We start from the raw sequence: 13,483 nt of genomic DNA on the forward strand, positions 1-13,483 counted from the left end.
CATGCGTGAGCTGAACCAGCGCGCGGTGCTGGAACGCTTGCGGCGCAAGGGGCCCGCGACCCGGCCGCAGATCGCCGCGGACACCGGGCTGTCGAAGCCGACGGTCGGGCAGGCGCTGCTCGACCTCGAACAGCACGGCCTGGTGCGCACCGCGGGCCGCACGATCTCCGGTCCCGGCCGGTCCGCGGTGGTGTACGAGGTGAACCCGGCCGCCGGGCATGTGCTGGGGATCGACATCGGGCGCGGGCTCGTGCGGGTGGCCGTCGCCGACCTGTCGGGCACCGTGGTCGCGCGGTTCGACGAGCGGAACAAGGCCCGGTCGGCCGGTGCGCTGATGCGGTCGGTGCGCTCGTCGGCGGAGGCCGCGGTCGCACAGGCGGGACTGCGGTTCGGCGACATCGTCGCGACCGTCGTCGGCACGCCCGGCGTCCCCGATCACCGGTCCGCGACCCTGCGGCGTGCGCCGAACCTCCCGGGCTGGGAACGCAAAGGGCTGTTGAACGAGCTGTCTTCGGTGCTGGGCACGGAACTCGTGGTCGAAAACGACGCGAACCTCACGGCCATCGGCGAGCACGAGGCCGGGGCCGCGCGCGGCGTCGACGTGTTCGTGTGCGCGACGGTCGGCACCGGGATCGGCATGGGCATCGTGGTCGACGGCGCGCTGTTCCGCGGGGCGCACGGGGCGGCCGGGGAGATCGGGTACCTGCCCTACGGCTGGCCGCCGCCGAGCTCGCCGCCGCGGGAAGGGATGTTGGAGTCCGCGGCGGCGGCGCATTCGGTGGTGGAGATGGCTTCGGCGCGGGGGTTGTCCGTGCGGACCGCGAAGGAGGTCTTCCGGCTGGCTCGCGAGGGGGATGCCCGGGCGCTTTCCGCTGTCGAGGAGGAGGCGGCCCGGTTGGCTTTCATGATCGCGTCGGTGGCTGCGGTGATCGATCCTGCGCTGGTCGTGCTCGGGGGCGGGATCGGGAAGAACGTCGATCTGCTGGCCGAGCCGTTGGAGCGGGCGCTGGCGCATGCGACGCCGTTGCGGCCGAAGATCGTGCCTGGGGAGTTGGGGGAGGATGCGGCACTGACCGGGGCGATCGCGACGGCGCTACGGACGGCGCGGGATGTGGTGTTCGTGCGGCGGGGTCAGGTTTTGTGAGGGCTCGTCGCTTGGCCGCGACCTCGCTGAACGAGGCCACCCCGCCCCAACTCGCCGAGTGTTCAACGGTCGTCACACCGCGTCAAGGGCGCCTTCGGCGTCGCTTCGCGATGGGCGTTGCCCACCCTTGACACGGCGCGCCGACCGCTGAGGAGGCTTCGTGTTGGGGTCGGGGGGAGGGTGTGGGCGGAGCCTTGCTCGGGCCCGTTGCCGGGTGGCGGTTGTGTGGGCGCGCACAAAACCGCCCCGGCCGTGTGTCGCCGGGGCGGTGTGCGGGTCTGGAAGGAACGCCTAGCGGGTTTCCTTGTGCATCCGGTGCTTACCGCAGTTCGGGCAGAACTTCTTCATCTCCAAGCGGTCCGGGTCGTTGCGCCGGTTCTTCTTGGTGATGTAGTTGCGGTGCTTGCACTCCTCGCACGCCAGCGTGATCTTCGGTCGCACGTCGGTGGCAGCCACGGCTACAGCCTTTCTCTACAAAACTCGAATCCCCCTGGCGGGGGTTTGGGGGTTCGACCCCCAAGTTCTTGGCGGACCGAGCACGTCCGCGCCTTCCGCGAACAAGCCCCGCCCACTCGGGTAGCGGTGGCCGGACTTGAACCGGCGACACAGCGATTATGAGCCGCTTGCTCTGCCAACTGAGCTACACCGCCCTGTGCGTGCCCACCGCCCGGGGGTCCAAGGGCACCGGAAGCATCGGCTCCCTGAGACAGGTTAACACCTGCCCGCGAGCCCCTTTACGGAATCGAACCGTAGACCTTCTCCTTACCATGGAGACGCTCTGCCGACTGAGCTAAAGGGGCGGATCAACGCGTTCACGTTGAAGCCTCGAAGAGCCTACCCAATCCGTGGACCGGCACGTGCACCGGGGTGGCCGCTACGTCAGCAGCGTCAGGATGGTCTCCCGTTGCCGGCCCGCTGACCTCGCCGTTCGGGCCTGCAGCCAGGCCTCCAGGCGGTCCTCGGCCAGCGGCCGCGAAATCAGGTACCCCTGCGCCACGTCACAGCCCATCGCCTCGAGCTGGTCGCGTGCGACGTCCTCCTCGACGCCCTCGGCGACCACCGTCAGCCCCAGCGAGTGGCCCAGTTCCACGATGGACCGGACCACCGCGAGGTCCCCGAGGTCCGTCCCCATCCCCAGCACGAAGCTCTTGTCGATCTTGACCTCGTCCACCGGCAGGCGCCGCAGGTAGGCCAGCGACGAGTAGCCGGTACCGAAGTCGTCGACCGCCAGCACGATGCCCAGCGCGTGCAGCTCCTGCAGGATCGGCAGCGCCTTCTGCGGGTCCGCCATCACGCCCGACTCGGTCAGCTCGAACGTCAGCAGCTCCGGCGGCACATCGAAGCGCCGTAGCGCCTCGACGACCTTCGCCGGGAAGTCTTCGTCCGCGAGGTTCCGCACGGACAGGTTGACGGCGACCGCGATCCGCAGCCCCTCGTCCATCCACTTCCGCACCCGGATCAGCGACTGCTCCAGCACGAACCCGGTGAGCACCCCGATCAGCCCGGCCGCCTCGACGGCCGGCACGAACTCGTCCGGGTCGAGCTTGCCGAACTCCGGGTGCACCCACCGCACCAGCGCCTCGACCCCGAGGACCTGCTTGCTGGGCAAGGAGATCTTCGGCTGGTAGTGCACGCTCAGCTGGCCCTCTTCCAGTGCCTGCCGGAACTGCGTGACCATCTGGAAGCGGCGCAGGAAGATCTGGCCCATGCTCGGCACGTAGCCGCGGACCTCCTCGCCGCCGCGGGTGGCCCGCACGGCGACGTCGGCCCGCTGCAGCAGCGTGTCGATGTCCAGTGTCTCCGCCTCGTCGGCGGACGGCGTGGCGTAGCCCACCATGGCGTTCGCCTCGACGGTGAGCCGGTCCACCGGGTACGGCGCGGACAGCTGCTCGCGCAGCCGTTCGGCGGCCTCGTGGATCTGGGTGCTGTGGTAGCCGACGAGCAGCGCCGCGAACGACGCGCCTTCCAGCCGGGCCAGCGGCACGTCCGGGCCGAGCGCGTCCCGGATCCGCCGTCCCGCGGCGATCACCATCCGGTCCGCCCACGCGTAGCCGAGCGCGTCGCTGACGGTCGAGAACACGTCGAGGTCGACCCGCAGCACGGCGCCGTCCCGCCGGTCCCGCAACGGTTCCCGGGCGACCTGGCGGAAGCCCGGCCGGTTCAGCAGCCCGGTGAGCGGGTCGTGGTAGGCGTCGTGGCGCAGGGTCGCCAGCAGCCGCCGATTGTCGAGCGCCGTCGCGAGGTGACTGGCCATCGTGCCGAGCAGCTGCACGTCGTACTTGCCGAACCCGCGCCACCGCGAAAGCCGGTCGTGCGCTTCGACGAGACCGAGCAACTGGTTGGCGCTGCGCAGCGGCACCACCAGCGCCTCCTGCGCACCACGGTCGAGCAACGCGGACGCGACGTCGGAATTCGCTTCGGTGATACGGAAATGCCGGACGTGCGAGCCGGGCAACCGGACCAGCGCGTCCTCGCCCACCATGTCGCCGAGCGGCAACGGCTCCCCCGCGACGACCGTCGTCATCGCGGCGGTCGGTTCGAGCCGCAGCCGCAACACCACCCGCGCCGCCGCCAGCTGGTCCTTGATGCGCTCGGCGATCGTGGCCCAGTCGCTGACGTTGACGCCGCCGGTCAGATCGTCGACCCGGGTGGCGGGGCGGGCGGCCGCCTGCTGACCGGAACGGGCCACCATCAGGCTGACGTCTGAAAGCGCTTCCATATCGCGCTGCTCGCGCAACAGATCCGAATAAGCCCAGTACAGCGCGGAAAGTCCGAGGAAGACCGCGACCACCAGTGGCCAGGCGTTGCTGGTGCCGGCGATCACGAGGTAACCACTGAGGCCGACCGACGCGTTGACGAAGCCGACCACGAGGATGCGCCCGGTCAGCCGCAGCGCGGTGCCGACCCGCATCCGCCGCCGCAGCACGCGCACCGCCGCGAGTGCGAGCAGCGTGCTGGCCAGCGGCGCGGTCAGGGTGCCGGCGAGCGCGGCCGGCCAGGTCATCGCGGTGCTGCCCATCGCGTGCTGGACCAGACCAGCCACGGCGAACGCGCTGGTGATCTCGAGCAGGAAGGCGCCGGCGTTGTACAGCACGCGACCGGAGACCCGCCGGACGAGCAGGGTGCTGATGCCCGCGACGAGGTGGGCGACCAGCACGACCTCGAACGGGGCCACGAAGAAACCGATGACGAGCGGGATCTCGGTGAACGAGATGGTCCACGAGATACCGCTGCGGACGTCGACGTTGATGCCGAGCTGCTCGGCGAGCAGGAACGACAGCGCCAGCACCGGGCCGATCCACCAGAGCTCGGCGCTGCCGTGGAAAGGCAGCCACAGCAAGGAAACCAGGGTCGCGGCGACGATGCCGGAGGTGAGCACGGTCAGCGTGTAGAGCCGGAACCGCCGCTCATCGCCGCGCGCCTCACCGGAGGGCGGGCGGGCGCTGCCATCGGACAGCGCAGGGACGGGTGCATCTGGCGTGCGGCTGCTGCCCGCCATGCAACCTCCTTCCCCGCCCGAAGGCCCCCACGTCATCCGCCACGTGATCTCCGCCGCGAATGAGGTGACACTGTACCCCGGAGGGCGTACTTCAGCCTCTTTCCAGCTGCCATGAGATCAGCCCATAGTTAACAATGTGCCAACTACGCTGAGCTGCGACGACTACCGGGTGAAACGTGCACCCGTTCACCATTTCCTCCGATAACAAGCCGTAACCGGACCTGCTGTGGCCCCGATCGGGCATTGGGTCTTCAATACGCGCATGAACACGGAGGCGACGCTGGCGTCGCACGCCGGCCGACTGAACAGCGCCGATCCCCTGCTGCCCTCGGCAGACCCGTTCGCGGGTCACGGTGGCGAGGCCACGGCGTTCGACGCGCGGGACGGCGATTCGTCGGCCGCCGGACTCGCGATCCGGACGGAAGTGGCCGCGAACTCCCGTGACTCTCTGTGGCGAGCACTGGTCGAACACCGGCTCACGGTGCGGCTCTCGGGTCCCGCGCCAGCTAAATCGTTAGCGAGAATTCTCACGCGATGGGAGGACCACCTCGCCGAGGTGGCGCCCCGCGGGGACTGGGACACCGCGGCCGTCGTCCCCCGGCCCAGCCGGGATCCGGCGGGTTCGGCCGAGCTGCTGCGGCACGGTTTCGCCCCCGTGCGGGTGCTGGCGGTCCGCCCGGCCGACCGGCTCACCGCGCCCGGGCCCGCCGCCGAACCCGGTGTGCGGATCCGCCCGGCCGAGGAAGGCGACCTGGCGACCGCGGTCGAGCTGTATACGGAGCTGCAGCGGTACGACGCGCAGTTCGGCCTGGTGACCCTGCGGGAGAACGCGAACCAGCTGCTCACCGAAGACCTCGCGGGGCAGCTGGGGCGGACCGAGCCGACGGTGTGGATCGCCGAGTTGTACGGACGACCGCTCGGCCTGCTGCGGCTGCAGTTCCCGCCCGAGACCGGCTGGATCGCTCCTTATGTCTCGGCGGATCGGGTCGGTTACCTCTCTTCTCTGCACGTCGCGGAGGCCGCGCGGTCTTCGGGCGTCGGCACGGCGCTCGCGGCGCACGCCCATCAGCTGTTCGACGAGGTCGGCGTCGACGCTGTGTTACTCCATCACGCGCTGGCGAACCCGACTTCTACGCCGTTCTGGTGCGGGCAGGGATACCGCCCACTCTGGACATACTGGTATCGCCGCCCCGCAGTGCGATAGAACACTCATGTGGGTGACAGGCAGCGTTCCGCACCGGCCGCGCCCGATGGCGTCGACACGGAGAGACCGTCGGTAGCGCGGGTCTACGACTGGTACCTCGGTGGCGACCAGAACTGGGCGATCGACCGGGAGTTCGGCAAGCGCGCCGTTGAGCTGTTCCCGCAGGTCAAGGACGTGGCCCGGCAGAACCGGGAGCTGCTGGGGCGGATCGTGCGGGCCGCGCTGGAGGCCGGCATCCGGCAGTTCCTCGACCTGGGCTCCGGGGTGCCGACCGTCGGCAACGTGCACGAGGTGGTGCGCGAGCACCTGCCCGAGGGCGAGGCAGCGACCGTCGTCTACGTCGATTACGAGCCCGTCGCCGCGGCGCACGCGATCGTACTGCTGGAGCGGGACGGGTCGACGGACTGGAGCGGTCTGGTCCAGGAGGACCTTCGCGACGCGGACGCCGTGCTGACGAACCGCACCACCAAGCGGCTCATCGACTTCCGGCGGCCGGTATGCGTGCTGATGCTCGCGGTGCTGCACTTCGTCGGCGGCGACGACCAGCCGGACGAGATCATCGCGCAGTACCAGCAGAAACTCGCCCCGGGCAGCTGGCTCGGGATCTCGCACATCACCGACGAGAACGTGCCGGCCGAGGAGGTCGCGGCGGTGCGCGCGCTGGCCGACAGCTACGAGCACACCAGCAACCCGATGTGGGTGCGCGGGAGTGGGGAGCTCGAACCGTGGTTCGGCGCCTGGCCGCTGCTCGAACCCGGCCTGGTACCGGTCGCGGACTGGCGCCCGGACTGTGCGCTCACCCCCGCGGGACGCCGCGCGCGGCCGTTCGGGCTGGCCGGCGTGGCCGCCCGGCCGAGCTGATCTTATTCCCGGATGCGCGCTCGCTCATAGCGAACTACCTGCGGAAACAAAACGGGACGCGACGAAGTTGAGTGGTACAGACTCAACTAAGAAGGAGCGTCCCGATGACCGAAATCAGGCTCCTGCCCGTACTCCCCCTCGATGACGACGTCGTGCTGCCCGGCATGATCGTCCCGCTCGAGCTCGACGTCGCCGAGACCCGTGCCGCGGTCGAGTCCGCCCAAGCCGGGGCCGCACGGACGTCGGGCCCGTCGTTCCCGGGCATCCGCTCGGTGCCGGCCACCACGGCCGAGGTGCTGATCGTCCCCCGCGTGCACGGCGAGTACGCCGAGCTGGGCACGATCGCGACCATCGAGCGGGTCGGGCGGATCCCCGGCGGCAAGGCCGCCGTCCTGCTGCGCGGCGCCCGCCGGGCGGCCGTCGGCGCGACCGGCGACGGACCAGGCGCGGCGCGCTGGGTGCGGGCCGAAGACGCGCCGGAGCTGACCGACGACCGTGCGCAAACGCTGGCCACCGAGTTCAAGGCTGTCGTCATCTCGACTTTGCAGCAGCGCGGCGGCTGGCAGATGATCGACGCGGTCCAGGAGCTGGCGGACCCGTCCGCCATCGCCGACCTGGCCGGCAACGCGCCGTACCTGGACCTGGAACAGAAGCTGGAGCTGCTGCGCACGCTCGACGTCGCGGTCCGGCTGGAGCGCGCGCTCGAATGGAGCCGCGCGTACCTGGCCGAGCTGGAGGTCACCGACACGATCCGCAAGGACGTGGCCGAGGGCATGGAGAAGCAGCAGAAGGAGTTCCTGCTGCGGCGCCAGCTCGAGGCGATCCGCAAGGAGCTCGGCGAGCTGGACGGCTCGAGTGAGAGCGAGGACGACTACCGCGCCCGCGTCGAGAAGGCCGACCTGCCCGAACAGGTCCGCAAGGCCGCACTGTCCGAAGTGGACAAACTGGAGCGGACGTCGGACCAGTCCCCCGAGGGCGGCTGGATCCGGACCTGGCTGGACACGGTGCTGGAGCTGCCATGGAAGACACGGACGAGTGACCGCTTGGACATCGCGGGCGCGCGGGCCGTGCTCGACGCCGACCACTCTGGTCTGGACGACGTGAAGGAACGCATCATCGAGTACCTGGCAGTGCGTGCGCGGCGCCAGGAGTCCGAGGTCGGTGGCCGGCACAACGGCGCCGTGCTGGCGCTCGTCGGTCCGCCCGGGGTCGGCAAGACGTCGCTCGGCGAGTCGGTCGCGAAGGCAATGGGCCGCAAGTTCGTCCGCGTCGCGCTCGGTGGCATCCGGGACGAGGCGGAGATCCGCGGGCACCGGCGCACCTACGTCGGCGCGCTGCCGGGCCGCATCGTCCGCGCCATCAAGGAAGCCGGCTCGATGAACCCGGTCGTGCTGCTCGACGAGGTCGACAAGGTGGGCGCCGACTACCGCGGCGACCCGACCGCGGCGCTGCTGGAAGTCCTTGACCCGGAACAGAACCACACGTTCCGCGACCACTACCTGGAGGTCGAGCTCGACCTGTCGGACGTGGTGTTCCTGGCGACGGCGAACGCGCTGGAGACGATCCCCGGCCCGCTGCTGGACCGGATGGAGCTCGTCACCCTCGACGGCTACACCGAGCACGAGAAGGTGACCATCGGGCGTGACCACCTGCTGCCGCGCGAGCTGGAGCGGGCGGGCATGAAGCCGGGCGACGTGGTGCTGACCGACGTCGCGCTGAGCCGGATCGCCGCCGAGTACACCCGCGAGGCGGGCGTGCGGAACGCGAACCGGACGATCGCGAAGGTGCTGCGGAAGATCGCGACCCGCGTCGCGCTCGACCAGGAGTCCTTGCCGATCACGGTGGACGCCGAGGCCCTGACGGACTACCTCGGCCGGCCGCGGCACCTGCCGGAGTCGTCGCTGCCCGCGTCGACCCAGCGCACCTCGACCCCAGGCGTGGCAACAGGTCTGGCGGTGACCGGTGCCGGTGGTGATGTCCTCTACGTGGAGGCGTCGCTGGCGGACCCCGAGTCCGGCGGCACCGGGCTGACCCTGACCGGCCAACTGGGCGACGTGATGAAGGAGTCGGTGCAGATCGCGCTGTCGTACCTGCGGTCGCACGGCGCGGAGCTGGAGCTGCCGGTCGGTGACCTGAAGGAGCGCGGCATCCACGTGCACGTGCCCGCGGGCGCGGTGCCGAAGGACGGCCCGTCGGCCGGGGTCACGATGACCACGGCGCTGGCGTCGCTGCTGTCGGGCCGGGTGGTCCGGGCGGATGTGGCGATGACCGGTGAGGTGTCGCTGACCGGGCGGGTGCTGCCGATCGGTGGCGTCAAGCAGAAGCTGCTGGCGGCGCACCGGGCGGGGATGAAGACGATCATCATCCCGCAGCGCAACGAGCCGGACCTCGACGACGTCCCGGCGGACGTCCTGGCCGAGCTGGACGTGCACCCGGTGTCGAACGTCCGCGAGGTGCTCGACCTGGCGCTCACCCCGGCTTCCACGCCGGTGGCGCAGGCGGCCTGACGAAGAAAACGACTACGCCGGTGAGGACCCCAGTGGTTCTCACCGGCGTAGTCGTTCACGCGCGGCGGCGCCACTGACGGACCAGCACCCACGCGAGGTACAGCCCGCCGAGCGCACCCGTCACCACGCCGACCGGCAGCCGCCCGCCGAACACCCGCTGCGCTGCGAAATCGCTTGCCACCAAAAGGAAAGCACCCATCAACGCGGAGGTGAGCAGGGCCGGGCCCGCACCGCCGGACAGCCGGCGCGCGACCTGCGGGGCGGCGAGCGCGAGGAACGCGATCGGTCCGGCGACGGCGACCGCGAACGCCGCCAGCGCGACACTCACCGCCAGCAGCACCAGCCGCGTCCGCTCCGTGCGCACGCCGAGCGCCTGTGCCTTGTCGTCCCCCAGTTCCAGCAACGACAACCGCCGTGCGTAGGCCAGCGCGATCGGCAGCAGCACCGCGAGCGCGAGGCCGGAAACCGTTACGTGCGCCCATTCCCGGCCGTTGAGCCCACCCACTTGCCACGCCTGCGCGACGATCGCGTCCTGCAGCGAAGCGCGCGTGATGAGATACGAGTTGATCGCCAGCAGCAGCGCGCTGACGCCGATACCCATCAGGATCAGCCGCATCCCCTGCACCCCACCGCGATACGACAGCAGGTACAGCACGATCGCGGTCACGATGCCGCCGACGAGCGCGCCGGCGGAGATCGCGGCCATGCCGCCGTCCAACACGAGGATCACGAAGAACGCGCCGACGGCCGAGCCCTGGGTGAAGCCGATGACGTCCGGGCTGCCGAGCGCGTTCCCGGAAACGCTCTGCAGGATCCCGCCGCTCACGCCGAGCGCGGCGCCGACGAACAGTCCGGTGAGCAGCCGCGGCAGGCGCAGCGTGGTCACGACGAAATCCGCGCCGGGTGGGCCGTCACCGAACAAGGTCCGGACCACTTCGGGCACCGAGAGCGGGTAGTCGCCGGTGGTGAGCGCGACCATGCTGATCGCGAACGTCGCCACTGCCAGGGCGGTCGCGACGAGGACGGCGCGCGGATGCACGCGAAGCGAAACGGGTCCGGTACGCAGCGCGGTCACAGCCGCGCCAACTTCCTGCGGCGGCACAACAAGACGAACACCGGCGCGCCGACGATCGCGGTCACGATCCCGACTTCGATCTCCTCGACGCCACCGATGACGCGGCCGAGGATGTCCGAGCCGATCAGCAGGATCGGCGCGAGCACCATCGAGTACGGCAGCACCCACCGCTGGTCCGGGCCGACGAGCAGCCGCGCCGCGTGCGGTATCGCCAACCCGACGAAGGTGATCGGCCCGGCGGCCGCGGTCGCCGCGCCGCACAGCAGGGTCACCGCGATCGCGACGAGCACCCGGGTGCGCCCGAGGTGCGCGCCGACCGCTTTGCCCGCCTCGTCGCCGAGCGCGAGCGCGTTGAGGGCGCGCGCCTGCGAGAGCGCGAGCAGGATGCCGGCCACGATGAACGGCGCGACCTGGCCGACCACGTCCATCCGGCGCGAGGCGAGCGAACCGACGTCCCAGAACCGGAACTGGTTGAAGGTCAACGGGTTCAGCAGCAGCACACCCACCACGAACGCGAACAGCACGGCGGTGATCGCGGCGCCGGCGAGCACGAGCCGTTCCGGAGTGGCGGAACCGCGCCCCGCCGTGCCGAGGATGTAGGCCAGCACCGCGGCGACGGCCGCACCGGCCAGCGCGAACCACAGGTAGCCGGTCAGCGAGGTGATCCCGAGGAAGCCGATCGCGACGACGACCGCGGCCGACGCGCCCATGTTCACGCCGAGCAGGCCGGGGTCGGCGAGCGGGTTGCGGGTGAGCGCCTGCATGAGCGCGCCGCCGAGCCCGAGCCCCGCGCCGACGAGCAGGCCGAGCAGCGTCCGCGGGATCCGCAGGTCGTGGATGATCACGGCCTCGCTGGAGCCGTCGCTGTGCCAGAGCAGGTCCCAGGTCGCCGTGAACGGGATGCCCTTGGCGCCGACCCACAGGCCGGCCAGGCAGGTGAAGACGAGCAGTGCCAGGGCGAGCACCAAGCCCGATGCTCTCGAAACTGAGCGCCGCTCTCGGGCTTGCTCAGTGTTCACCGCCATGAAGTTAGAGTAGCCTTACCTACCTATCGACTTCCGAGGCGGGGCGCCTGATTGGTCCGGGTTCGTGATCTACAGCGCCTTGACTTGAAACTTTGGGTAGGCAAACCTAACTGCCATGACCTCTTCGTTCACGCGCCGGTTCCTGGCGGGCGCACTGGCCTCGGCGTTACTGGTCGTGACCGGGTGCGGCGCCGGGAGTGACACGGCACAGCAGGCGCCCGGCGCCGACGGTGGGGCGTACCCGGTCACGATCGCGCACAAGTACGGCAGCACCACGATCACGGCCGCACCCAAGCGGGTCGTCACCGTCGGCCTGACCGAGCAGGATTCGTTGCTCGCACTGGGCGTGGTGCCGGTCGGCACCACCGAGTGGTTCGGCAAGTTCCCCGGCGCGATCGGCCCGTGGGCGCAGGACGAGCTCGGCACCGCCCCGAAGCCGGAAGTGCTGTCCGACACCGACGGACCGCAGTACGAGAAGATCGCCGCGCTCCGGCCGGACCTGATCATCGGCCTGTACTCCGCGCTGACCCAGGAGCAGTACGACACGCTGTCGAAGATCGCGCCGACGGTCGCCCAGCCCAAGGACGTCAGCGACTACGGCATCTCCTGGCAGGAATCGACGCGCACGATCGGCAAGATCCTCGGGAAATCGGCGGAGGCCGGCAAGCTGGTGTCCGATGTGGAGGCTCGCTTCACCAAGGCCCGTGCGGACAATCCGGCGTTCGCCGGCGCGACCGCGCTCGTCGTGACCAACTACCAGGGCTATTTCGTGTACAGCAGCGAAGATCCGCGCTCCCGGGTGCTGACCTCGCTCGGCTTCGTGCTGCCCGGCGATCCGGCCACCAACAACAAGTTCGGCGCCAACATCTCCGCCGAGCACACCGATCTGCTCAACGTCAAGGCGCTCGTCTGGCTCACGAACGCCGACACCCACAACACGCTCAACGCCGACAAGCTCTACTCGAACCTCGACGTCGCCAAGCAGAAGCGCGAAGTCTTCGTGCCCGACGACACCGAATACGGCAGCGCGATGTCCTTCGTGAGCGTGCTGAGCCTGCCGTACCTACTGGACCAGCTCGTACCGCAGCTCGCCGCAGCTGTCGACGGTAATCCCGCCACCTGATGAGGAAAGGCAAGTTCTCCATGTCCCGTAAGAGAGTTCTCGGTGCACTGCTGCTCGCCGGCGCCGTTTCGTTCGGCCTGGTCGCGTGTGGCGACGTGCAGGACTCGTCGTCCTCGCCCAGCTCGGCCCCCGCCGCGGCCGCCGACGCGGCGGCGTTCCCGGTGACGATCACGCACAAGTTCGGCTCGACCACGATCGAGAAAGCGCCTTCACGTGTCGTCGTGATCGGCACGTCGAGCGACGACCTGGACGCGGCGCTCGCACTCGGGGTGACGCCGGTCGCGTTCTTCGACAAGTCCGGTTCGGACGGGGTGCCCAGCTACCTGCAGGGCAAGCTGGACCCCTCGAAGACCAAGCTCGTCAACGCTGCCAACGGGGTCAACGCCGAAGAGGTCGGCGCGCTCACCCCCGACCTGATCCTGGCCACCGCCGACTACGGCCTCGATCAGGAGTACGCGAACCTCTCGAAGGTCGCGCCCACCATCGGTTACGCGACCGAGTGGGGCGCGCAGACCTGGCAAGAACATGTGCAGGTGACGGCGAAGGCGCTCGGCAAGACCGCCGAGGCGCAGAAGATCATCGACACCACGCAGGCCGCGATCGACAAGGTGAAGGCGGACTACCCGAAGGCGGCGGGCAAGACGTTCACCGCGTCGGTCGGCAACACCCCGGGCAAGGTGTTCACGCTCGTGTCGCAAAAGGACTTCGCCGTGCAGCTGGTCCAGTCGCTGGGCCTGAAGCTGAGCCCGGCGATCGCCGGGCTGGGGCAGAACGACTCCGGCAGCCCGACGGGTTCGCTGACCCCGGAGCAGTACGACAAGCTGGGCGCGGATCTGGTGATCATCGCCTTCACCTCGCCGGACCTGCAGCAGGCCTTCGAGAGCAACCAGCTCGTGGCGAGCGTCAAGTCCGGCGACTACCTGGTAGTCGACATGGAGACGATCTCGGCGCTGCGCTACCCGACGGTCTATGACATCCCGTGGGTGCTGGACAAGCTGAAGCCGGGCCTGGCGAAGCTTTCCTGACCTGACAACGAAGGCCTCCT

General features: G+C 69.9%; 10 protein-coding genes and 2 tRNA genes. 6 read left to right on the forward strand and 6 right to left on the reverse strand.

What is annotated here, in order from left to right; genetic code table 11:
• The first annotated feature begins 1 nt into the window (after position 1).
• Positions 2 to 1,144: an ROK family transcriptional regulator gene (locus tag LOZ83_RS07625; RefSeq protein ID WP_236789544.1), complete on the forward strand. Its 1,143-nt coding sequence runs from the start codon at positions 2 to 4 to the stop codon at positions 1,142 to 1,144.
• A 291-nt stretch (positions 1,145 to 1,435) separates the two neighbouring features.
• On the opposite strand, the gene rpmG is transcribed toward LOZ83_RS07625, so the two are convergent.
• From rpmG to LOZ83_RS07645, 4 genes are all read right to left on the reverse strand, one after another.
• Entirely contained in the window at positions 1,436 to 1,600 is a 165-nt protein-coding gene (gene rpmG / locus LOZ83_RS07630; RefSeq protein ID WP_374202641.1) for a 50S ribosomal protein L33, read from the reverse strand.
• A gap of 121 nt (positions 1,601 to 1,721) precedes the next feature.
• A tRNA-Met gene (locus LOZ83_RS07635) sits at positions 1,722 to 1,794 on the reverse strand.
• 77 nt (positions 1,795 to 1,871) lie between these two features.
• A tRNA-Thr gene (locus LOZ83_RS07640) sits at positions 1,872 to 1,944 on the reverse strand.
• 74 nt (positions 1,945 to 2,018) lie between these two features.
• The gene (locus LOZ83_RS07645; protein WP_236789545.1) at positions 2,019 to 4,643 is read right to left on the reverse strand and encodes a bifunctional diguanylate cyclase/phosphodiesterase; all 2,625 of its coding nucleotides are present in this window, start codon (positions 4,641 to 4,643) and stop codon (positions 2,019 to 2,021) included.
• A gap of 262 nt (positions 4,644 to 4,905) precedes the next feature.
• Here LOZ83_RS07645 and LOZ83_RS07650 point away from each other — a divergent pair, with 262 nt between their 5' ends.
• From LOZ83_RS07650 to lon, 3 genes are all read left to right on the forward strand, one after another.
• Positions 4,906 to 5,847 carry a GNAT family N-acetyltransferase gene (locus LOZ83_RS07650; RefSeq protein WP_236789546.1) on the forward strand — a complete coding sequence of 314 codons (942 nt, stop codon included), beginning with the start codon at positions 4,906 to 4,908 and terminating at the stop codon, positions 5,845 to 5,847.
• A gap of 9 nt (positions 5,848 to 5,856) precedes the next feature.
• Positions 5,857 to 6,708 carry an SAM-dependent methyltransferase gene (locus tag LOZ83_RS07655; RefSeq protein ID WP_236789547.1) on the forward strand — a complete coding sequence of 284 codons (852 nt, stop codon included), beginning with the start codon at positions 5,857 to 5,859 and terminating at the stop codon, positions 6,706 to 6,708.
• Between the two features lie 104 nt (positions 6,709 to 6,812).
• Complete coding sequence (gene lon, locus LOZ83_RS07660; RefSeq protein ID WP_236789548.1) at positions 6,813 to 9,215, forward strand: endopeptidase La; 2,403 nt, start codon at positions 6,813 to 6,815, stop codon at positions 9,213 to 9,215.
• 55 nt (positions 9,216 to 9,270) lie between these two features.
• On the opposite strand, the gene LOZ83_RS07665 is transcribed toward lon, so the two are convergent.
• Both LOZ83_RS07665 and LOZ83_RS07670 read right to left on the reverse strand, forming a co-directional pair.
• Positions 9,271 to 10,290 (reverse strand): iron chelate uptake ABC transporter family permease subunit, encoded by a 1,020-nt coding sequence (locus LOZ83_RS07665; RefSeq protein WP_236789549.1) that lies wholly within the window; start codon positions 10,288 to 10,290, stop codon positions 9,271 to 9,273.
• A complete protein-coding gene (locus LOZ83_RS07670) occupies positions 10,287 to 11,315 on the reverse strand; it encodes an iron ABC transporter permease (RefSeq protein WP_236789550.1) in 1,029 nt (342 codons plus the stop codon). The genes LOZ83_RS07665 and LOZ83_RS07670 overlap by 4 nt, the downstream gene beginning before the upstream one ends.
• A gap of 115 nt (positions 11,316 to 11,430) precedes the next feature.
• On the opposite strand from LOZ83_RS07670, the gene LOZ83_RS07675 reads away from it, so the two are divergent.
• Positions 11,431 to 12,438: an iron-siderophore ABC transporter substrate-binding protein gene (locus tag LOZ83_RS07675; RefSeq protein WP_236789551.1), complete on the forward strand. Its 1,008-nt coding sequence runs from the start codon at positions 11,431 to 11,433 to the stop codon at positions 12,436 to 12,438.
• 20 nt (positions 12,439 to 12,458) lie between these two features.
• Positions 12,459 to 13,463, forward strand: a complete 1,005-nt coding sequence (locus tag LOZ83_RS07680; RefSeq protein ID WP_236789552.1) for an ABC transporter substrate-binding protein — start codon at positions 12,459 to 12,461, stop codon at positions 13,461 to 13,463.
• The last annotated feature ends 20 nt before the right edge of the window (positions 13,464 to 13,483 follow it).

The organism is Amycolatopsis sp. GM8 (assembly GCF_021653975.1).
Taxonomy (GTDB): domain Bacteria; phylum Actinomycetota; class Actinomycetes; order Mycobacteriales; family Pseudonocardiaceae; genus Amycolatopsis_E.

What these genes read in the sequence shown, in the direction of transcription:
- LOZ83_RS07650 (WP_236789546.1), top strand. Translation starts at nt 4,906, where the DNA reads ATGAACACGGAGGCGACGCTGGCGTCGCACGCCGGCCGACTGAACAGC.
- LOZ83_RS07670 (WP_236789550.1), bottom strand. Translation starts at nt 11,315, where the DNA reads ATGGCGGTGAACACTGAGCAAGCCCGAGAGCGGCGCTCAGTTTCGAGA.
- LOZ83_RS07645 (WP_236789545.1), bottom strand. Translation starts at nt 4,643, where the DNA reads ATGGCGGGCAGCAGCCGCACGCCAGATGCACCCGTCCCTGCGCTGTCC.
- LOZ83_RS07675 (WP_236789551.1), top strand. Translation starts at nt 11,431, where the DNA reads ATGACCTCTTCGTTCACGCGCCGGTTCCTGGCGGGCGCACTGGCCTCG.
- lon (WP_236789548.1), top strand. Translation starts at nt 6,813, where the DNA reads ATGACCGAAATCAGGCTCCTGCCCGTACTCCCCCTCGATGACGACGTC.
- LOZ83_RS07625 (WP_236789544.1), top strand. Translation starts at nt 2, where the DNA reads ATGCGTGAGCTGAACCAGCGCGCGGTGCTGGAACGCTTGCGGCGCAAG.
- LOZ83_RS07680 (WP_236789552.1), top strand. Translation starts at nt 12,459, where the DNA reads ATGTCCCGTAAGAGAGTTCTCGGTGCACTGCTGCTCGCCGGCGCCGTT.